Origin of the sequence: Mesobacillus maritimus, from assembly GCF_019749255.1 — a bacterium.
GTDB classification, from domain to species: domain Bacteria; phylum Bacillota; class Bacilli; order Bacillales; family Cytobacillaceae; genus Mesobacillus_B; species Mesobacillus_B maritimus_A.
This window is the reverse complement of the sequence record NZ_JACWFH010000031.1, coordinates 85,997-107,068: the sequence shown is the minus strand read 5'-3', so window position 1 is coordinate 107,068 and position 21,072 is coordinate 85,997. Positions and strand designations below refer to the sequence as shown.

Here is a 21,072-nt window from a genome sequence, read left to right as displayed (position 1 = left end):
AGAAAAAGCCATCCCAGATGGAATGGCTTTTACATTCTTACTTGTTGTATTGAGCTTTTGCAACATCAGCTAATTGAGCAAATGCTTTTTCATCAGAAATAGCAAGCTCAGCTAGCATTTTGCGGTTTACTTCAACACCTGCAAGCTTAAGTCCGTGCATTAAACGGCTATAAGAAAGACCGTTCAAACGAGCAGCTGCATTGATACGAGTAATCCATAGCTTACGGAAATCGCGCTTCTTCTGGCGACGATCACGATAAGCATATTGTAATGATTTCATTACCTGCTGATTTGCAACTTTATATAATGTATGTTTTGAACCGTAATAACCTTTTGCTAATTTAAGAACCTTTTTACGACGCTTGCGCGTAACTGTACCGCCTTTAACACGTGGCATGTAATTTCCCTCCTATATAAATCGAGCTGTCTCGATGATTACTTAATGTTGTCTAATAGGTGACGGATACGCTTGAAATCACCTTTTGAAACCATTGCACCCTTGCGAAGCTTACGCTTTTGCTTTTGGGATTTGTTTGCGAACATATGGCTAGTGAAAGCGTGAGAACGCTTCAGTTTGCCTGATCCTGTCTTCTTGAAACGCTTTGCAGCGCCACGGTGAGTTTTCATTTTTGGCATTAGGGACTTCCTCCTTGTTACTTTTCGTTTTTAGGGGCTAAAACCAGAAACATGCTGCGTCCGTCCATCTTTGGATGGGACTCGACTGTAGCAACATCCTTGCATGCTTGAGAGAAACGATCTAAAACACGCTGACCAATTTCTTTGTGAGTAATCGCACGACCTTTGAATCGAATCGAAGCTTTTACTTTGTCGCCTTTTTCCAAGAATTTGATAGCATTACGTAACTTTGTGTTAAAGTCATGCTCATCAATTGTTGGGCTCAGACGCACTTCTTTAGTTGTGATGATTTTTTGATTTTTACGTGCTTCTTTCTCTTTCTTTTGTTGCTCGAATTTAAATTTACCATAGTCCATGATCCGGGCTACAGGTGGTTTTGCATTCGGTGCCACAAGGACAACATCAAGATTCACACGAGAAGCAATTTCGAGTGCTTCAATTTTGGTTTTAATTCCTAGCTGATCGCCATTTTGGTCAATAAGACGAAGTTCACGGGCACGGATGCCCTCGTTTAACAGCATATCTTTGCTAATAGTTAGCCACCTCCAGGTTTTATCGGAATACATAGTTTGGGCAAAGAAATAATCGCAAGGGCTATAGTCAGGCTCCAACCGCTAACCGACTGCAGCATTTTCGCAAATAAAAAAGTGCGGGCGATACACCCACACTTTACGAAATCATACTTAATGACAGTTGTTAACGTAAAACCTGTCAACTGCCTCATTAGCGTCAATCAGGTGAGAAGCGGGTGCTTCTTCTTTCCACAAACCGTATTCAATTTTACCTTTGTAACTATATCATAACGTTGATAGTGTGTCAACGAATTGCTAGTTATTGTTGCAACGTTTAGTATTGTATCAAATTAAATCATGTGATGCAATCCTTTTTTGCTTAAAACCTTTTTGCTTCTTGTCGGAAAGCATCTAAGAATGCTTCAAAGCTGATTGTTTCTGACTTCTGTTCTCCATATTTACGAACATTAACGGCATTTTCTTCGATTTCTTTATCACCGACAACGAGCATATATGGAATTTTTTGCATTTGAGCTTCGCGGATTTTATAACCGATTTTTTCTTCACGGGCATCTAATTCAACGCGGAATCCTTCTGCCTTTAATTTTTCTTGAACTTGCTTCGCATAATCGAAATGAACGTCTGGAGAAACCGGAATCACTTGTGCCTGGATTGGTGCAAGCCATGTTGGGAATGCTCCTTTGTATTCTTCAATCAAGAAGGCAACAAAGCGCTCCATTGTGGATACAACCCCACGGTGAATAACTACTGGACGATGATGCTTGCCATCTTCTCCGATATAAGTTAAATCAAAGCGCTCAGGAAGTAAGAAGTCTAGCTGTACAGTGGAAAGAGTTTCCTCTTTTCCAAGTGCAGTTTTTACCTGAACATCAAGCTTAGGTCCGTAGAATGCTGCTTCACCTTCAGCTTCATAATAGTCATGACCCATCTCGTCCATCGCTTCTTTCAGCATGCTCTGTGCTTTTTCCCACATCTCATCATCATCGAAATATTTCTCTGTATCTTGTGGGTCACGGTAAGATAATCGGAAGGAATAGTCATTTAGATCGAAATCCTTATAAACCGCAAGAATTAATTCCACAACGCGCTTGAATTCTTCCTTAATTTGGTCTGGACGAACAAATACATGGGCATCATTTAATGTCATTCCACGCACACGCTGTAGACCTGATAATGCTCCTGACATCTCATAACGGTGCATTGTCCCTAGCTCAGCAATTCGGATTGGCAATTCGCGATAGCTGTGCATGCTGTTTTTATAAACCATCATATGGTGCGGGCAGTTCATCGGTCTAAGAACTAACTGCTCGTTGTCCATATCCATTGTCGGGAACATATCTTCTTGGTAATGATCCCAGTGACCGGAAGTTTTATAAAGCTCAACGTTTGCCATGATTGGAGTATATACATGGTCATAACCAAGGCTTACTTCTTTATCGACAATATAGCGCTCGATAATGCGGCGAATGGTTGCTCCTTTTGGTAACCAAAGTGGAAGACCTTGACCGACTTTTTGCGAGTTTGTAAACAAGCCTAACTCTTTTCCTAGTTTGCGGTGATCACGTTCTTTCGCTTCTTCTAAAAGACGTAAGTGTTCAGCAAGGTCTTCTTTTTTGAAGAATGCTGTTCCATAAATACGCTGAAGCATTTTATTATCGCTGTCACCACGCCAGTATGCTCCGGCGATGCTTAGAAGCTTAAACTCTTTCAATTTACCAGTCGATGGAACATGAACACCACGACAAAGGTCAAAGAAATCACCTTGTTCATAGATTGTAACAGTCTCATCAGCAGGAATAGCCTCAATCAATTCAAGCTTATATTCGTCCCCAATTTCTTTGTAGCGCTGAATGGCTTCGTCGCGACTAACCTCATTTCGAACAATTTCAATATTCTCATTGATGATTTTTTTCATTTCTTTTTCAATTAAAGGCAAATCTTCAGGAGTTAAGGATTCCTCAAGATCCATATCGTAGTAAAAGCCACCATCAATAACAGGACCAACGCCAAGCTTAACATTTTTATATAAACGCTTGATTGCCTGAGCCATTAAATGCGCTGTACTATGTCGAAGAACTTCAAGCGCCTCGTCACGATCTGGAGTGATGATTTCAATTGGTCCATCGGTTTCAATTGGACGTCTTAAATCATACATTTCACCGTTTACTTTACCGGCAATCGCTTTTTTCTTAAGTCCCGGACTAATGGAAGCTGCAACATCTTCAATTGTCGTACCGGCAGAAAACTCCTTTACTGCTCCATCTGGGAATGTCAATTTAATCATGTCTGCCATAATGTTTTACCTCCTGATTTTTATTTGCAAAAGCTCTAACAGTTTCCATTTTCTTCCACTTAATAAAAATAAAAAAACCCATCCCTATAAAAAAAGGGACGAGTTTGATATCGTGGTTCCACCCATTTTCCCGTTCATGGCATATATACCCAAAAACGGCTCTGGTTTAGATAACGGCTACTACCGTCAGAAACTACTAACATATGCGTTCGTAACTGAAGTTCAGAGGTGGTAAGCTCTTTCTTTTGTGTTAGGAAGGTTTCAGCCCTTGCCTTCCCTCTCTGGAAACCATTAAAGATAAGCCCATGTCCTCATCGATACTTTTGCTTTGATTCATATTATGTAGGTTATTATAGATTGTAATCTTTTTAAAATCAAGAGGACTACTGGACTTTTTCGTTTTCTACCTGTTTATTTTTCAAAAATGAGTTAACTGGACTGATTATTACGCGTTCTTCAAAGATATTTCTAATCGTTCGAACCAACGGTTGCTCTGGTTGGTTTGTATAGAGATAAATCCTCGTTGGCGCCATTGACAGTAAAGGGGCAATCGTGACGGAATCAACATAGATTGGATGATTGCCAAGAAGCTTACGGTCGATTCCTTTAATAAGCTCATTCCGTTTCATTTCAATAAATTCATGATTATAAAAGGCTGTTTCCTCATCAAGAATCAAGTGAATCGTCTCTTGCTGAGCAGGTCTACCTAACAAGAAATCCCTTAGGGTTTGTACAAACATTTGGTAATCCTGCTCTAATTTGTATTCATCAATGGCCACTTCAACATAGTTCTGCAACTTATCAAGAAATGGTTTCAAACGAAAGACAACAAAGGAATCAAATGAAAAGCTTACACTCCCTTTAAAGAAGTCATCAATGGCTTGGAATACATATTGCTTTTCATCTGTGTCTTGCAAAAAGTGGGCTAGGTCCTCCCTACTTCCCTCTATCACCGAATAAATGATTTCAAGAATCTGCTCTTGTTCATTGGGATCTGTGTAAAAAAACCGTTGAGATAAAATCTCTCTGAACCAATCGTCACGCTTTTTTAATGCGATAAATTCATAGACGCTTTCCTTAATACTATGAAAAGCCGTTTTTGGCATATTTTTTGTAAGAATTTTAATTATTTTTCTGTCTTTATCTATTTGGATTATTCCATTTTCATGTTGGACTTCTGGTAATTGTCCAGTTATGTGCCCATACATCCGCTGGGCATCTTGATCTTTTTGGAAGATGATTTCAATCAACCATATCCCCCCTTTTGTTAAAATCTCCTGATTTAATATATGGGGGACATGTTCAATTTAGAAGCATCTAAATGAACCCAATGCATATTTCCATTGTTTTTTTTGGAAAAGTCGTTGTTCTTGAGTTAACTGGGGAGGAATTGCCTAGTTGGTGACCTTCCTCTTCATCTTTAACCCCGCTTAGGTCACCAATAGCACCGATTCATGACCTTTCTCTTCTACTCTCATCTCACTTAGGGCATCAATATCACCGGTTCGTGACCTTTCTCTTCTACTCTCTCCTCACTTAGGGCGCCAATAGCACCGATTCGCGACCTTTCTCTTCTACTCTCTCCCCACTTAGGGCACCAATAGCACCGATTCATGACCCTTCTCTTCTACTCTCTCCTCACTTAGGGCGCCAATAGCACCGATCGTTGGCCTTTCTGCTTCCGTTCTTCATACTTAGGGCACTCCATAAACTATAAAAAAAAGAAACCACAATCTATGTGGTTTCCATCATAACAAGCAGCCTATACCCGTCGATTTTTCCCTTCCACTCGCACTGGAGCAGCTAGGTATCGAATTCTTTCAATAATCCTTGCCGCCTTCAATTGCTCGACTTCCCCACGTTGACTGTAGGTTAGATGATGAGCTAGCCCTTCAATATCAAAATTAGAGGTAAAGAAGGTCGGGAGGTTTTCAGACATTCTAAATTGGAGAATCGGTCCTAAAATCTCATCACGTGCCCAGCTACTCATCGTCTCAGCTCCGATATCATCGAGCATCAGGATAGGAGCTTTTTTTATGACCTCAAGCTTTTCATTAACGGAGTTATCCCCGATTGAGTTTTTCATTTCACGGAAAAGTTCAGGCACGTAGACCAGCATTGAACTAATATGCCTGTTAGCAAGTTCATTCGCAATTGCACCAAGCAAGTACGACTTTCCCGTACCAAATGGGCCATGCAGATAGAGGCCTTTTTGCTTTTCACCAGTATGATAATTTTTTATAAAGTCCTTTGCCATTTTTATCGCCATTAACCGTCCGGGATCATCAAGGTCAATATCACCAAGTGAGGCTTTTAGTATTTCCTTAGGCACATAAAGACTAGAAATCAAACGCTCATTTTTCTTCTTTTCATCACTCATGATTTTTTTCTGACAGCGATCATACGTAACATCAATAAACTTACCATTGAATACAAGCGTTGGTTCATAGCCTTGAATCATATTTTTACAATTCTCAAGACTGCTACACTCACTACAGCCTTTACTTTGATTGATAAATTCATGTAGCTTCATCAAACTTTTATCAACGATATCTCTTGTGATTTCCCCTTGATGTTGCCGTAAAAAATCCTTTACGAGAGGGTCACTCAACACTTCATTTTTAAGCGCATCATAACGTTGTTGAAAGTTCTGGTTATTGGCAAGCTTTCGCAATGAATCATTAATGTTTTGCACACCTCTCACCTCCCTGATTTAAATTCCTTTAGTTCTTCTTCGAGTAGTTTCTTTTCCTTTTCAAAATCAAAGTCTTCTTGTTTCTTATCTATTTTACCTTCTTGATTTCCTTCAAACCAGTCTGGCAGCACTTCTTTTCGTATTGTTTTCTTCTGCTGAGTCTGAGCAGGACGAGATTTTTTCTCTTCTGCCCAATCCATGTATTGCTTGTGTTCTTTCTTCGCTAAATCCATGGCGTCTTTGACACTTTTGATTTGCTTCCGTGCCCAATGACCGGCGATTTTTTCCATATAAGCCTTGTTTAGCTTCATATCCGTCCTGAGCATAACATACTCAATTAAAACATTCACCACACCCGGCTGGAGTTTTTGTTTAAACATAATGTCTTCAATGATTTGTAAATCTGCTTTTGATGGTGTGGCACCAGCTGAAATTTGAATCAATAGTTCTCTTGGAGAGGTGCCTTCAAAATATTGCATAAGCTTGTCTTCCTGCGTGACTGGATTACGAATCCCAGATTGAAACTCAGCAGGTTGCTTTCGATCAAGCAGTTGTGGCAATTGGTCTTGATTCTCGAACTGATACCAGTCTCTTGCAGCTTTGCGAAGCTCCTCAATATCAATTTCATTATCTGGCGTCAGTGCACTTAGAATAATATTCTTCATTTGTATGGAGTCAATCCCATATAAAAAGGCAAGATTGCTAATGGCTTCTTTGACTTTATTTGTTAACGCCTGCTTCGGAACAAGTGATTCTTTCAAACCTGCAGTCAGAAGGTCAAAGTCAAAGGTGGCTTGATCAATCTGAATTCCGACCGAATCTTGACGACCAATAAACTGCTGGTCCTCTTGAGGTTCAAGCTCTCCGGGCGAAGCACTATGATACCGAAGTGCGTCTGGCGAAACTGAAACAAAGACATCCTGAAACGCTCGAGTTACATCCGAATACTGTTCTTGTTTGCTCACCGCTTTGTCTGTGAAAAACCGTTTCAATCTAAAAAATTGGTTTTTGCCTATTTTACGATATAAATAAATATTTAAAAGACCATCCAAAAAGAATTGCTCAGCTGTTAATGGTGGTTGTAGTTCGTAAATAAATGAACGTTCTTCATCCTCATTTTTAACATAAGTCTTTAAAAGGCCGATTCCCTCAAGCTTTAGACGCGCCTGATAAATATCATTTAAATTTAAACCGAGAAGACTCATCAAACCATGATGTGAGGATGTTGCCGACCAGAGACGATTTTCCTCTAGCTCTGCCCAGAGCGTCATATATAAACTGAGACAAACCGGTCCAATTAAAGGCTGATATAAGAAAGTCAGCACTTTCCGGTCATGTTCATGCAACAACCCGTTCGACGCCACGACGTATTGGTCAACAGGCAATAACTCTTGCCAATGTTGTGCCATATCCATCCCTCCCTGATGATAAAAAAAGAGCCAAGGATTCCCCTCCAGCTCAGGTTATGACTGTTCTTTCTTAATGAGTTCCTTCAACTCATCTATAAAGACATTGATATCTTTAAATTGACGGTAAACGGATGCAAATCTGACATAGGCTACCTCATCCACTTTAGCTAACCGATCCATTACCATTTCTCCAACTAGTTCACTTTTCACCTCTGAAACTCCATTGCTCCGAAGTTCTTTTTCAACCTCTGAAACAAGGTCTTCCAATTGTTTTAAAGCAACAGGGCGCTTTTCACAGGCTTTGATTAATCCTCTTAATAGCTTGTCTCTATTAAATTCTTCTCGAGTTCCCTCTTTTTTGACGACAATCAATGGGGATTCCTCTACTTTTTCAAAGGTAGTAAATCGATATGAACAAGCTTCGCATTCCCTTCGTCGACGAATGGACTTCCCCTCGTCAACCGGACGGGAATCAAGGACACGACTATTATTATTGTGGCAGGCTGGACATTTCATACCAATCTCAACTCCGGATTTCAAATATGTAATCACGTATCATTATGCTTTAATTATATCTTAAAAGAAGGAAAATGTCTGTACAACTCATTTATTCGATTTCTTGGATAAGTTGTATCAAGGTTTACCTTACTTAGGAGGTGTGCACCTCCACCTCTAAGCTATTTTATATCTATTATCGTGCATTCACCTGATTCTGCTTTATTTATACAGGTTCCCTCCCACCGTGGAAGGTTAGTCCAGAGAGAATCCTACCCCTTTAGGTAGTTAATCTTCCCCTTAATGATTAAGTTCACATGACTAGTATACTTTGAATGTATTGGCAACTGAGGAAACACATCATTCACGCCGTATTTTTATTTTCACCCTGTAAATAAGCACAATTAGCTAGGGATTTTTATAAGATAATAGGTGCCTTCCACAAGGGAAAAAGCCTGCCACATTTGTTGGCAGGCCTCTCTTGTAAACCCAATTAAGGTTCAGCTGACTTTCATTTTTGATGATTGATGTAACTCTTTAGCAACGTAGTTTGCAAGGTCAACCACTCGGCAAGAATAACCCCATTCATTGTCGTACCATGCTAGTACCTTTACTTTATTGGCACCTATCACCATCGTTGAAAGTCCATCAATTATTGCGGAGTGGTCATTTGTATTAAAATCAATGGAAACAAGTGGTTCATCTGTAAATTCAAGAATGCCTTTTAATGATCCTCGTGAGGCACACACAAATGCTTCATTGATCTCATCTATCGTAACTTCTCGCTTTAAATCAACCACAAGATCAACAAGGGAAACATTTGGAGTTGGGACTCTTAAAGCCATCCCATGGAGTTTTCCCTTTAATTGCGGAAGAACAAGCGAAAGCGCTTTAGCTGCACCTGTCGATGTTGGAATAATCGACTGGCCACACGATCGAGCGCGGCGCAAATCCTTATGCGGATTATCGATGTTCTTTTGATCATTCGTATAGGAATGTATGGTGGTCATTAAGCCATTTTCAATGCCGAATTCGGAATCTAATACCTTGGCAACTGGCGCTAGACAATTTGTTGTACAGGATGCATTTGAAATCACATCATGTTTTTCAAGATTTAACTCCCCTTCATTTACCCCCATTACAATCGTAATATCCTCATTTTTCCCAGGTGCTGTTAAGATGACCTTTTTAGCTCCCGCGTCAAGATGTAGGCTTGCTTTATCTCTGGAATTAAATTTACCTGTAGCTTCTATGACTATATCAATCTCTAATTCTTTCCAAGGTAATAGTTCTGGATTACGGTTGCTTAAGAGCTTAATTCGCTTGCCATTAACGATTAATGCATCGTCTTCTGCTTTTACATCTGCTTCAAATTTCCCGTGATTAGAATCATATTTAATTAAGTGCGCCAATGTTTCTGCCGGATAGCTGGCATTAACCGCCACAACTTCTAGATTATGATCAAGAACGGCCTTCCTAAACACCATTCTTCCAATTCTCCCGAAACCATTAATTGCAATTTTAGCCTTCATTCTACGGCTCCTTCCACATTAATGTTATACTTTAATACCCCTTATTTGCTAATAGTATAACATATTTATTTCTTTTTGTGATAATTAAAAGCGTACATTTTAAAATATCATATAACTCTTAAAAGTATTCCTTAGAAAATAAGAAAACAAAGTAGAATTACCTGGGGGGATGCTCCATTTTTTTCATAAGCCCTTGCTGTTGATTTCTTGTACCAGGCACTTAGCTTCTACACATATAAAAAAAAGGAAACCTATTTAGGTTTCCTTAAATTCCCCATTGCGCTAATATCTCTTCTAATTGTTGCTTTGTTTCGGCAATCGTTCCATTATTATCAATAACCTTATCGGCATGTTGAACTTTTTCTCCAATAGGCATTTGCGATTTAATCCTCGCTAGCGCTTCTTCTTCACTATATTGATTACGTTCCATTAATCTCTGAAGCTGTGTTTCTTCATTTACGTAAACAAGTAAAATTTTATCAGCCATATATTGTAGGTTCCCTTCAATTAAAAGAGGGATATCAAGAACAATCGCTATTTCACCGTTCTGTTTCGCTTTTTCAGCCTTAGAAAGCATCCTCTTGCGTACCGCAGGATGCACGAAAGAGTTTAGGGCCTTTCGCTTTTCTTCATCACGGAAGACGATTGAGCCAAGCTTTTCTCTGTTTATGTTCCCATCTTGGTTGAGGATTTCATCCCCAAAATAACGGACAATGTCATTATAAGCTGCTTCTCCTTTTTCAACTGCAAGCCTAGCTTCGATGTCTGCATCAATGACTGGAATTCCCATATCTGTCAGCATCTTTGACACCGTGCTTTTTCCACTTGCAATACCACCAGTTAATCCGATTGTTAACGACATATTTTAAAGTCCTTTCTAGTCTAGAGTTTAAAAATTCCAACAATTATTAACAGCAGTCCAGGTAGAAAACTAATTTTCTGTACCCAGCTATACCCTGATAAAAAGATTCCCGCTCTCATCCCCGCGAACACAAAGGTAGAACTCATCACAGCTGCCGCTACCGCAAGGGCAAAAGGAGAAAAACCGAGCATTGCTGCTCCTATTCCGGCTCCAAACGCGTCCAATGATAAAGCCATCCCAAGCATAAGGGCTTCAATTCCAGTTATCGTCCCCGAACGGTCGAAGTCGGCTGACATCGGCTTTTTCAAAATATTGATGACGATTCCCAGAGATTGAATCTCCAAATTAATTAAAGTTTTCTCATCGTCATCTGGTGATTCTATTTGTTCTGGGCGAAAGAATTGATATAAAATCCACGCACCCAGCAGGATTAAAATAAAACCGCCAAGCTTCCCTGCTATTTCTTCTGGGAGAACCTCCCCTAGAGCTTCACCAATCGTCATAGCCACAATCAAGACACCAGCGGAACATATGGCAATGGTGATAATTGACTTTAAAGGAATCTTCACGTTTCTTAATCCATAAGTAAATCCTACACTAAAACTGTCAAGACTGACAGCGAAAGCAAGCAAAAGTAATGAGACAATCTGAACCATGGAAAAGCCTCCTCCTGTCAATCGCTACCTTAGTATATGGAGTAGGCTAATCCAAGGTTAAACTTAAACTGAATATGGGACGTTACAAAAAAAACACCCCTATAATAAGATAAGTCACTTTCCATTAAGTTTTTGGCAGTTTGGACAAAAATGAGTCCCTCGTCCACCGACCACTGTTTTTTCCAGTAGAGTCCCACATTTTTTACAAGGTTCATTTTGGCGTCCATACACATATAATTCAAGCTGAAACATCCCAATCTGCCCTTGGGAATTAATATAAGAACGAATGGTACTGCCGCCTTTTTCGACCGCCTCAGCTAATGTTTGAATGATTTCTTGATGAAGAGTCTCGATTTCTTTCTCAGATAATGAAGAAGCGATTCGTTCAGGGTGAATATTTGAGCGAAACAGCGCTTCATCCACATAGATATTGCCGAGACCAACTAGAACCTTTTGATCAAGCAAAGCGGGCTTAATTTTACGAGATGTCTTCGCTAATTTTTCTTTTAATCCGTCAAGGGTAAACTCCTCTGAAAATGGCTCCGGTCCCAGTCCAATTAAAGGAGGTTCTTTAAACTCCGAACCCTTGAGATAAAGATGAAAAGTACCAAATTTCCGTACATCCTTATATCGCATTTCACTTCCATCAGTAAAAGAAAAAATGGCGTGTGTATGCTTTTCCACGGGCAATTCACTAGAATATACTCCGTATTTGCCTTCCATCCTCAGATGGGAAATCATCGCGAAATCCTCAGTATAGAAAATAAGGAACTTTCCTCTTCTCCCAATTTCTAAAATATGTTGTCCATGAAGAGCATCAGTAAACTGTTCGACCTCAACAGGGTGCTTGACCATTTTCGGCCAATAAATGGACACCTTACTGATTTCTTTTCCAATCACGAGTGATTCTAATGTCTTTCTAACTGTTTCTACTTCTGGAAGCTCTGGCAAGTCATTTTCCCTCCGTTATTACTTTGCATCAAACCAGGTTGGACCGTAAGCATAATCCACTTTCAAAGGAACTTTCAATTCAACAGCATTCTCCATGACATCTGGTACAATCTTCTTTAAAATTTCTACTTCTTCTACCGGTGCTTCAAAGATCAGTTCATCGTGTACCTGTAACAATAAACGCGATTGAAGTTTTTCTTTTTTAAGACGAACCGCCATTTCAATCATCGCTTTCTTTATGATATCAGCCGCGCTCCCTTGGATTGGTGTGTTCATTGCGGTCCGTTCAGCAAAGCTTCTAATATTAAAATTACGGCTTGTAATTTCAGGCAAATATCTTCGACGATGAAGCAGGGTTGTTACATATCCCTTTTCTTTAGCATCAAGGACAATCTCGTCCATATACTCTTTAACACCAGGATAACTTGTTAAATAGCGATCAATAAATTGACCTGCCTCTTTCCTGGTAATTCCGAGACTTTGTGATAAACCGTAATCACTAATACCATAAACAATTCCAAAATTGACAGCTTTCGCGTGACGTCGCATATTATCTGTTACTTCATCGGCCTCAACATGGAAAACTTCCATTGCGGTCTTTGTATGGATATCATGGCCTTCTTTGAATGCTTCAATAAGCTTTTCATCCCCAGCTATATGAGCCAGCACTCTCAATTCAATTTGTGAATAGTCCGCCGCAAACATCACCCAGCCTTTCTCAGATGGAACAAAAGCCTGGCGGATTTTTCTTCCTTCCTCTAAACGAATAGGGATATTTTGTAAGTTAGGGTCTGTCGAGCTTAGACGGCCTGTTTGAGTGAGTGCTTGGTTAAACCGGGTATGAACCTTTTCCGTTTTTTTATTTACAACCTTTTGTAGTCCTTCGATATACGTTGACTGCAGCTTGCCAAGTTGACGATAGTGAAGGATTTCCTGAATAATCTCGTGCTTTGGAGCCAATTGTTCTAGGACATCTGCACTGGTTGAGTAACCCGTCTTTGTTTTCTTCAACGGTGGAAGACCAAGCTTTTCAAATAGAATAACCCCTAGTTGTTTAGGTGAGTTAATATTAAAAGCTTCGCCAGCATGACGGAATACTTCTTTTTCAAGCTCATCTAGCTTCTGCCCGATTTCTAGTCCCATATTCGTAAGGCGCTCCATATCAAGCTTAACACCTTGATATTCCATGTCAGCTAAAACGAGGGATAGTGGCATTTCAAGGCCATTAAAAAGCTCATCTTGTTCGTTTTGATGGAGCTCTTTCACAAGTCGCCCTTTTAGTTCGAGAATTGCCTCGGCCTTACGTGCTAAATGTTCAGACAAGTTAGCCTCATCTGGAATTCCTCGTTTCGCACCTTTGCCATAAACAACAGTGTCTGGCTGTACATGAGGGTAGCCATGGAGCTTTGCCACAGCTGCTAGGTCATCAGCTGACTCTGATGGGTTAATCAGATAAGAAGCAAGGAAAAGATCAAACTCCACTCCAACTAGATGAATGCCATGGTGTCGTAACGAGACCTCTGATCTTTTTGCATCAAAAACAGCCTTTTTCTTCGTTTCATCTTCTGCCCACTTCTTAAACACTTCCGACTGAATTGCCTTTTCTGCTGGAAAATAAAAACTTCCATTTTCATTGGCAATTGAAAAGCCAATAATGTCTGCATAATGGTAATTATCCTCGAGGATTTCAACATAAAAGGCATTGTCCTCAGCAAATAAGTCGTCCGTTATTTCTTCAGGAATGGTAAATTCAATATCCATCAGTTCAGTGCTTTCCGGTACATCTTCACCACCGACTTTTTCTATTAAAGAATTAAATCCTAACTCTTTGAATAGTTTCACTAACTCTTCTGTTTGAAATCCTTCATATTCAAGCTCGGAAAGCTCTAGCTTAACTGGAGCCTCCTTTGTAATTGTTGCTAGTTGCTTACTCATGACAGCCTGATCCTTGAATTCTTGAAGCTTTTCTTGAAGCTTCTTTCCACTAACCTGTTCAATCGACTCTAACAAATTTTCCAACGAGTGGAACTCTTTAAGCAGTTTAATGGCGGTCTTTTCACCAACTCCAGGAACACCTGGAATGTTGTCAGAGGCATCGCCCATCAAGCCTTTCATATCGACAATTTGCTCAGCAGTCAGACCGTACTTCTCCTTAATATGTTGAGGTGTATACTCCTCAATTTCTGTAATCCCTTTTTTCGTAATGCTTACAGTCGTTTTATCTGAGCTGAGTTGGGTTAAGTCTTTGTCCCCTGAAATGATTTTCACTTCAAACCCATCTTGCTCTGCAACAGTTGACATCGTGCCGATAATATCATCCGCTTCATAATTCTCAAGCTCATATTGTGGAATGCTATAAGCCTTTAATAATTCACGAATAAACGGGAACTGTTCGGATAACTCAGGTGGTGTCTTTTGTCTGCCACCCTTATATTCAGTAAAGGTTGAGTGCCTAAATGTTGTCTTTCCTGCATCAAATGCAACTAAAATATGTGAAGGCTTCTCGTCTTCGAGAATCCTCATTAACATCATCGTGAAGCCATAAACGGCATTCGTATGTATCCCTTTATCATTATTAAGTAATGGAAGCGCAAAAAAAGCGCGATAGGCAATGCTGTTACCATCAATAAGGACCAGCTTCTTGGCCATAATTCCTCCTCCTTCTCTAACCGTCAAAACGGTATGAAAATCATCATGTGTCCTTCACTTGAGCCTCAAAAAAGAAGGCCGTTATTTTCTTTCTTTATTCTATCATGAGCTAGAATAGAAAGAAAAATAACGGCCTTTCAATCTTAAGAAAAGGGTACTATTTGATTTTTTTAATCGATATATCCTGTTAGAATCCTCGCATATGGTGAGTCAGATGGAAGGATAATGACGGTATCCTCTCCGATTGTTTTCTTGTAAGATTCTAGAGTTCGATAAAGTGAATAGAACTCAGGGTCTTTTGAAAAGGCATTATTATAGACCTTAGCTGCTTCTGCTTCACCCTCACTTCGAATCTCCTCTGCATCGGCTTTTGCTTTCGCAAGCATTTCATTTACTTCTTTATCTGTTTCTGCCTCAATAATGTTTTTTCTAGCATCACCTTGTGACAAATAATCTTGAGCAGTTGAGTGACGCTCAGAAATCATACGAGTAAAAACAGAGAGTTCGTTTTCTTCAGGCAGGTCGGTACGCTTCATCCTAACGTCCGTCACGCTAATCCCGTAATTATCTTTTACTAGAAGCTCATTTACCTGCTCTGTAATGCGGTCGTTCAAGGAACCCCTTGATGATTTTTCATCATTAATGATTTCATCATAGTTCAATTGCCCAAGTTCCGTTCTAGTTACAGAATAGATAAATTCTTCCATCCGTGATTCGGCTGCTTCCAGCGTACGAGCATTGGATATCATTTTCTTTGGATCCTCAATTCTCCAAACTGCATAATTATCTATTAGAATACGTTTTTTATCCTTCGTATTAATTTCCGCTTGAGAGACGTCATACGTCATTTGATATTTTGGTAGCGATGTTACACTTTGAATAAATGGGATTTTATAAGCCAATCCTGGACTGCTCTCAATCCTTACAACTTCACCGAACTGACGAATGACCTTATATTCTCCCTCTTTGACGACAAATAAGTTATTAAAAATAAAGATCAACAACGCTAGCAAAAGGACAATAAAAAGACCAAACTTTGTATACTTATTCCACCCATTCATTTTTCCTGGGCGTTCGTTCATATCAATGATATTATCATCAGCCATTGTTCTCTTCGCTCCCTTCTACTGCGGGCTTCGGCTGTTCTCCTTCAAGTGGACGTAACGGGAAATACTTTAGCGTATTGCCATCATCATTCATAATATATATCTCAGCCCCTGGAAGTACCTGTTCAAGGGTTTCAATCACTAGACGTTCTCTTGTAATTTCGGGATCCCCTTTATATTCACCATATAGAGCATTGAATACCGCAACGTCTCCACGTGCTCTCTCAATTCTAGCAGCTTTTTCCCCTTCTGCTCTTGAAATGAGAGCATCCTTTTCCCCTTTAGCTTCATTCACTTTTTGATTTCGGTATTTATTTGCTTCATTGATTTTAGTATTCATGGTTTCACGTGCATCTGTTACATCTGTAAAGGCTTTTCGAACATCATCATTAGGTAGTTCGACATCTTGGAGCTTAACTGCAAGAATTGAAACACCTATATCATATTTTTCTATCAGACTAGACAAAAGGTCGCGAACCTCTGCTTCAATTTCCGCTTTTCCGGATGTTAATGCATCGTCTATTTTTGAGTTTCCGATGATACTCCTAACCGATGCAGACGTTGCATCATATAAAACTTCTTTTGGAGAATCAGCATTGAATAAGTACTTTTCCGGATCGGTAATTTTCCATTGCACGACTAGGTCTGCAAGGACAATATTTTCATCCCCAGTAATCATTTTGGTTTCATCAGGAAAGTCTTGGATCTCTCCATTCTTTTCCTCATAACCAAATTGTAAACTGAATGTTTCCTTCGATAAGGTTTCAACTGATTGAATCGGCCAAGGTAATTTGAAATGAAGACCTGGTTCACTAATTCCTTCTTCGACTTCTCCAAATGTTAAGATAACTGCTTGTTCTGATTCATCTACCGTATACCAGCTTGTTATAGCAACAAGAATAAGCAACGCAGCAAGAATCACAGCACCGGTCGTTATATATAGTTTCCTTAAGCTCACCTATCTCTCCCCCTTCTTTTTCTATAATTGTTATTACGGTTCTAAGAACGATTAGGTTTCATTTTTCGCCTTCAAAACTTATCCATTTCTTTTTTGAATTTAAGGGTGAACATTGTTCCTTTGCCTACTTCGCTTTGTACTTCAATTGCGCCCTTATGAGCTTCCATGATATGCTTTACAATTGCCAGGCCAAGACCAGTCCCTCCTGAGTTCCTGCTTCTCGCTTTATCTACGCGATAAAACCTCTCAAAAATCCTTGGAATTTCACTACTGTCCATACCAATTCCAGTGTCTCTTACATGAACAATCGCATTCCCTGGTTGATTGATTATTTCAACCGAAACGGCACCACCACTTGGTGTATATGCAATCGCATTGGTCAATAAATTAATGAATACTTGTTTCAGCCTATTTCCATCTCCTGGAATCATGGTACTAGAACGATCAGCTTTCAATTCAAGAGTTATCTTTTTCTCTGAAGCCCTCGCTTCTACCATCGTAACCGCTTCTGAGATGTGTTTATTTAAATCTAGATTTTCTATATTTAAATTAAAACCATGCTGTTCTATTCTAGAAAGTTCTAATAAATCCTCTACAAGCATCTGCAGTCGATCACTTTCTTTTAAGATAATGTTTATAAATGCTTCGAGAGTCTGCTTATCTTCCATTGCTCCGTCAAGCAAGGTTTCAGAAAAACCTTTAATAGAAGTGATTGGTGTTTTTAACTCATGAGAAACATTCGCAACAAAATCTTTCCGGACTTGTTCCAATTTCTTGAGCTCTGTTATTTCATGAAAAACCAGTAAAACGCCCTTCCATACATTATGTGAACTAATAATTGGTACTCCGTAGACTTCAAAGTAGCGCCTTTCGATACTAAGTGGAAGCACCACTTGTTTTTTTATCTTTTTTTCAGTCATAAAGATTTCTTCTACAAGGGAACTAATTTCTTTATGCTCAATTACCTCATGATAAAGCCTGTAAAGGTATTCTCCCGGGTCAACCTGAAAGGTTTCTTTGTATGTTTTATTAATTAAATTGATATACCCCCGTTTATCAATGAGAATAAGACCGCTTCCCATATTTTCAATTAATGTACTAAGTCTGTCCTGCTGCATTTCTTGTGACTTCATTAATTCCTGTAAGTTGCGAGCTAATACATTAATAGAGGCACTTAGCATACCTGTTTCGTCAATATGATCTTCATAGGTTCTTGCACGATAATTTCCCTTAGCTAACTCAATTGCCACATTTGTCGCTGATTCGATTGGCTTTGTGTACCTTGAAGTGATTTTGGAACCAAGCAAAATAATCACTAATAATGCTAAGCCAAGACTAACACTTAAAACCCACCACAAATGATTATAGACGTCTCTCATTTCGTTAACCTTTGTTGAAAGGAATAGATATCCTTCTATTTGTCCATTACGTTCAATGGTTTTCCAAAAATACTGTACCTGGGAGCCATAAGAATATTTCCCTTCCCTCTCTTTTTGCCCTTTACCTGAGAGAACCTCTTCAATAATCTCGACGTGTTTGGACATCCTTGTTTTATCCGATTCTGTATCAAATAGAATCACACCATGATCATCTACAATGGTAACCCGAGTTTTTAACACTTCTCCAATCTCATCAATCTCTTGTACTTTGAGAGAAGAAATCCCACCTTTATCCTCTATAAAGTATGAAACAATATTAATTTCATTTGTAAGACGGTCATTAAAATTATTGAAGTAATCATTTTTATAAAGCTGCCCCAAAACAATTCCCAAGCCAAGTAAAACAACGATGATAAGAGTAATTAGAGCAATGAGAAGTCTGGATCGATATTTCGTCATGCCTTCTTTGGTTCCTCAAGCTTGTAGCCTAATCCACGAATGGTTTTAATATAGACCGGTTTCTTTGTGTTTTTTTCGATTTTATCCCTTAAATGACTGATATGTACATCTACGATTCGTGAATCACCAGCAAAATCATATTTCCAAACTGCACTCAATAACTGATCTCTTGTTAGGACTCGTCCCTTATTCTTCGCTAGATAAACAAGTAATTCAAACTCTTTAGGAGTTAACTCAAGAAGATTTCCCAGAAAGTATGCTTCATAGTTTTCTACCAGGATTTTTAAGTCTCCTATGCGAATTTGATCCTTATCTTCCTCCAGATCCCTCTGTGTCTCTGGCATCAACTTTGACCTACGTAAAATTGCTTTTACTCGTGCCACAACTTCTCGCGGACTAAAAGGTTTTGTCATGTAATCGTCTGCACCTAGTTCAAGACCAAGAATCTTATCAAATTCATCATCCTTAGCTGTCAGCATTAAAATTGGGGTCATCACCCTTTGCTGACGCAGCCGTTTACACACTTCAATACCATCTAATTTTGGTAACATTAAATCAAGAATAATTAACTCAGGCTCTTTCTCCAATGCCAAAAGTTCCCCCGCTTCTCCATCCATTGCGGTTAACACTTCATATCCTGATTGCTCAAGATTATATTGAAGCAATGTTAAGATTGATTGTTCATCATCCACTACAAGTACCCTTGTCATATTATCCTCCAATATAAAAAAATTTAGAATCTTATACAATTATAAACCTAATAAAACAACTTCTTAAAGAGAAATCCCTATTTTGTGAAAAAAAGAGCAATAAAAAAAGATGCATCTATTGCATCTTTAGAAATTTTCCAGCGCTTGACCCTCATCTTGTTGTGGAGGATAAGGAGGACATACAGTTAATTTTCCTTTTAATACCTCCACCTCTTCTTCATTTGTAGCATTGACCGTTATTTCCACCGTGTGGCTATCTCGGTTAACCAGTGTAACCTCAAATAAAAACTGAACTGTACTGTAATGATACACTGGAGATACATACTCCATTTCTTGTTTTAAAATATAACTACCTGGACCTGGTAGATATTTTGATACTGCTGATGTGATAATCCCATTTAACATAATAGCAGGTACAACCGGTTTCTTGTGTGGGGTCTGAGATGCGTAGTCATGCTGAATGTATAAAGGATTTGAATCATTTGTTAGACCTAAAAACAACAAAAGATCTTTATCCTCAATTTTTTCTGTTAAGGTAAGTTTTTCCCCTACAGAAATATCTTCAATCGTTCTCCCAAGCTTTCGTTTTTTTCCTAGCAACATAGCAGTTCCTCCCCCCAAAAAAATCAATATAGCTATTATTATTTGCAAAAAAATCGGGGAGCATCCCCGATTTTTCTTTTAGGTCTGTAAGACGATGATGTTAATTTCCGCTCTAATCAACCGTATGAAACCAATAATGGCCATAACATTAGTAATTAACTAAGCTAATACTTTCATTACATTGCGAACGGCATCCGCGGACTTATCAAGGGCCGCTTTTTCATCGGACGTAAGTTCTAACTCAATCACCTGTTCAATTCCATTGGCACCCAGAATAGTTGGTACACCTAAGTAAATTCCATCATAACCATATTCTCCTTCTAGATAGGCGATTGAAGGAAGTACTCGGCGTTGATCTTTTACAATGGCTTCAACCATCTCAACAAGTGAAGCTGCTGGTGCATAATAGGCACTGCCGTTTCCGAGAAGATTAACGATTTCCCCACCACCCTTACGAGTGCGTTCAACAATTGCTTCTAGGCGATCTTTAGGTATTAATGTCTCGAGGGGAATACCACCAGCATAGGAGTAACGCACGAGGGGAACCATGTCGTCACCATGCCCACCTAACACGAAACCAGTGATGTCTTTTACAGAAAGGTTTAGTTCTTGAGCAACAAATGTACGGAAACGAGCTGTATCAAGAACACCAGACTGACCGATTACTCGATTTTTAGGAAAACCAGATTCCTTAAATACAGTGTATGTCATTGCATCAACGGGGTTTGTTAATACAAGGATATGACAGTTAGGAGAATATTTTACTATTTCTCTTGTTACTGCTTTCATAACCTTTTGATTTGTTTGCACCAAATCATCACGACTCATCCCTGGCTTACGTGCGATTCCAGCCGTAATTACAACAACGTCAGATTCCTTTGTATCTTCATAATTAGATGTCCCGGTAATGTTTGCATCAAAGCCTTGTACTGGACTAGCCTCCAACATATCTAACGCCTTACCCTTTGTAGGATTCTCAGCTTGTGGAATGTCGACCAACACAACATCCCCCAGCTCTTTTTGAGCAAGAATGAATGCAGTAGTAGCTCCCGTAAATCCCGCACCAATTACAGATATCTTTTTACGTTTTAAAGACATAAACAAACCTCCCAGAAACATTATTTTGAATCTTCTAACTCTTTTATT

At 39.2% G+C, this 21,072-nt stretch carries 19 protein-coding genes and 2 other annotated features; all 19 genes read right to left on the bottom strand.

Annotation, left to right across the window (positions count from 1 at the left end):
- Positions 1-37: 37 nt before the first annotated feature.
- Positions 38-397, bottom strand: coding sequence for a 50S ribosomal protein L20 (gene rplT / locus H0185_RS19995; RefSeq protein ID WP_221875262.1), 360 nt, complete (start codon positions 395-397; stop codon positions 38-40).
- 38 nt (positions 398-435) lie between these two features.
- Positions 436-636, bottom strand: a complete 201-nt coding sequence (rpmI, locus tag H0185_RS19990) for a 50S ribosomal protein L35 (protein ID WP_221875261.1) — start codon at positions 634-636, stop codon at positions 436-438.
- A 17-nt stretch (positions 637-653) separates the two neighbouring features.
- Positions 654-1,157, bottom strand: a complete 504-nt coding sequence (infC, locus tag H0185_RS19985; protein ID WP_139195378.1) for a translation initiation factor IF-3 — start codon at positions 1,155-1,157, stop codon at positions 654-656.
- 114 nt (positions 1,158-1,271) lie between these two features.
- Positions 1,272-1,402: a sequence feature (ribosomal protein L20 leader region), on the bottom strand.
- A gap of 125 nt (positions 1,403-1,527) precedes the next feature.
- Positions 1,528-3,462 (bottom strand): threonine--tRNA ligase, encoded by a 1,935-nt coding sequence (gene thrS / locus H0185_RS19980; protein WP_221875260.1) that lies wholly within the window; start codon positions 3,460-3,462, stop codon positions 1,528-1,530.
- A 91-nt stretch (positions 3,463-3,553) separates the two neighbouring features.
- Positions 3,554-3,789, bottom strand: a binding site (T-box leader).
- A gap of 56 nt (positions 3,790-3,845) precedes the next feature.
- Positions 3,846-4,712 carry a sporulation protein YtxC gene (gene ytxC / locus H0185_RS19975; protein ID WP_221875259.1) on the bottom strand — a complete coding sequence of 289 codons (867 nt, stop codon included), beginning with the start codon at positions 4,710-4,712 and terminating at the stop codon, positions 3,846-3,848.
- Positions 4,713-5,224: 512 nt separating this feature from the next.
- Positions 5,225-6,157, bottom strand: a complete 933-nt coding sequence (dnaI, locus tag H0185_RS19970) for a primosomal protein DnaI (RefSeq protein ID WP_221875258.1) — start codon at positions 6,155-6,157, stop codon at positions 5,225-5,227.
- A gap of 5 nt (positions 6,158-6,162) precedes the next feature.
- On the bottom strand, positions 6,163-7,566 hold the full coding sequence (locus H0185_RS19965) for a replication initiation and membrane attachment family protein (protein WP_221875257.1): 1,404 nt from the start codon (positions 7,564-7,566) through the stop codon (positions 6,163-6,165).
- 54 nt (positions 7,567-7,620) lie between these two features.
- A complete protein-coding gene (gene nrdR, locus H0185_RS19960) occupies positions 7,621-8,082 on the bottom strand; it encodes a transcriptional regulator NrdR (protein WP_221875344.1) in 462 nt (153 codons plus the stop codon).
- A gap of 479 nt (positions 8,083-8,561) precedes the next feature.
- Positions 8,562-9,593 (bottom strand): glyceraldehyde-3-phosphate dehydrogenase, encoded by a 1,032-nt coding sequence (locus tag H0185_RS19955; RefSeq protein ID WP_221875256.1) that lies wholly within the window; start codon positions 9,591-9,593, stop codon positions 8,562-8,564.
- A gap of 265 nt (positions 9,594-9,858) precedes the next feature.
- Positions 9,859-10,455, bottom strand: coding sequence for a dephospho-CoA kinase (gene coaE, locus H0185_RS19950; RefSeq protein ID WP_221875255.1), 597 nt, complete (start codon positions 10,453-10,455; stop codon positions 9,859-9,861).
- 20 nt (positions 10,456-10,475) lie between these two features.
- Complete coding sequence (gene ytaF, locus H0185_RS19945; RefSeq protein ID WP_221875254.1) at positions 10,476-11,111, bottom strand: sporulation membrane protein YtaF; 636 nt, start codon at positions 11,109-11,111, stop codon at positions 10,476-10,478.
- 114 nt (positions 11,112-11,225) lie between these two features.
- Complete coding sequence (gene mutM, locus H0185_RS19940) at positions 11,226-12,062, bottom strand: DNA-formamidopyrimidine glycosylase (protein WP_221875253.1); 837 nt, start codon at positions 12,060-12,062, stop codon at positions 11,226-11,228.
- A gap of 18 nt (positions 12,063-12,080) precedes the next feature.
- Positions 12,081-14,711: a DNA polymerase I gene (polA, locus tag H0185_RS19935; RefSeq protein WP_221875252.1), complete on the bottom strand. Its 2,631-nt coding sequence runs from the start codon at positions 14,709-14,711 to the stop codon at positions 12,081-12,083.
- Positions 14,712-14,881: 170 nt separating this feature from the next.
- Positions 14,882-15,817 carry a protease modulator HflC gene (hflC, locus tag H0185_RS19930; RefSeq protein ID WP_221875251.1) on the bottom strand — a complete coding sequence of 312 codons (936 nt, stop codon included), beginning with the start codon at positions 15,815-15,817 and terminating at the stop codon, positions 14,882-14,884.
- On the bottom strand, positions 15,810-16,775 hold the full coding sequence (gene hflK, locus H0185_RS19925) for an FtsH protease activity modulator HflK (RefSeq protein WP_221875250.1): 966 nt from the start codon (positions 16,773-16,775) through the stop codon (positions 15,810-15,812). The genes hflC and hflK overlap by 8 nt, the downstream gene beginning before the upstream one ends.
- Before the next feature lie 71 nt (positions 16,776-16,846).
- Entirely contained in the window at positions 16,847-18,613 is a 1,767-nt protein-coding gene (pnpS, locus tag H0185_RS19920) for a two-component system histidine kinase PnpS (RefSeq protein WP_221875249.1), read from the bottom strand.
- The gene (locus H0185_RS19915) at positions 18,610-19,323 is read right to left on the bottom strand and encodes a response regulator transcription factor (RefSeq protein ID WP_221875248.1); all 714 of its coding nucleotides are present in this window, start codon (positions 19,321-19,323) and stop codon (positions 18,610-18,612) included. The genes pnpS and H0185_RS19915 overlap by 4 nt, the downstream gene beginning before the upstream one ends.
- Before the next feature lie 126 nt (positions 19,324-19,449).
- Positions 19,450-19,926: a MaoC/PaaZ C-terminal domain-containing protein gene (locus tag H0185_RS19910; protein WP_221875247.1), complete on the bottom strand. Its 477-nt coding sequence runs from the start codon at positions 19,924-19,926 to the stop codon at positions 19,450-19,452.
- Between the two features lie 159 nt (positions 19,927-20,085).
- Positions 20,086-21,024: a malate dehydrogenase gene (mdh, locus tag H0185_RS19905; protein ID WP_221875246.1), complete on the bottom strand. Its 939-nt coding sequence runs from the start codon at positions 21,022-21,024 to the stop codon at positions 20,086-20,088.
- Positions 21,025-21,072 lie beyond the last annotated feature (48 nt).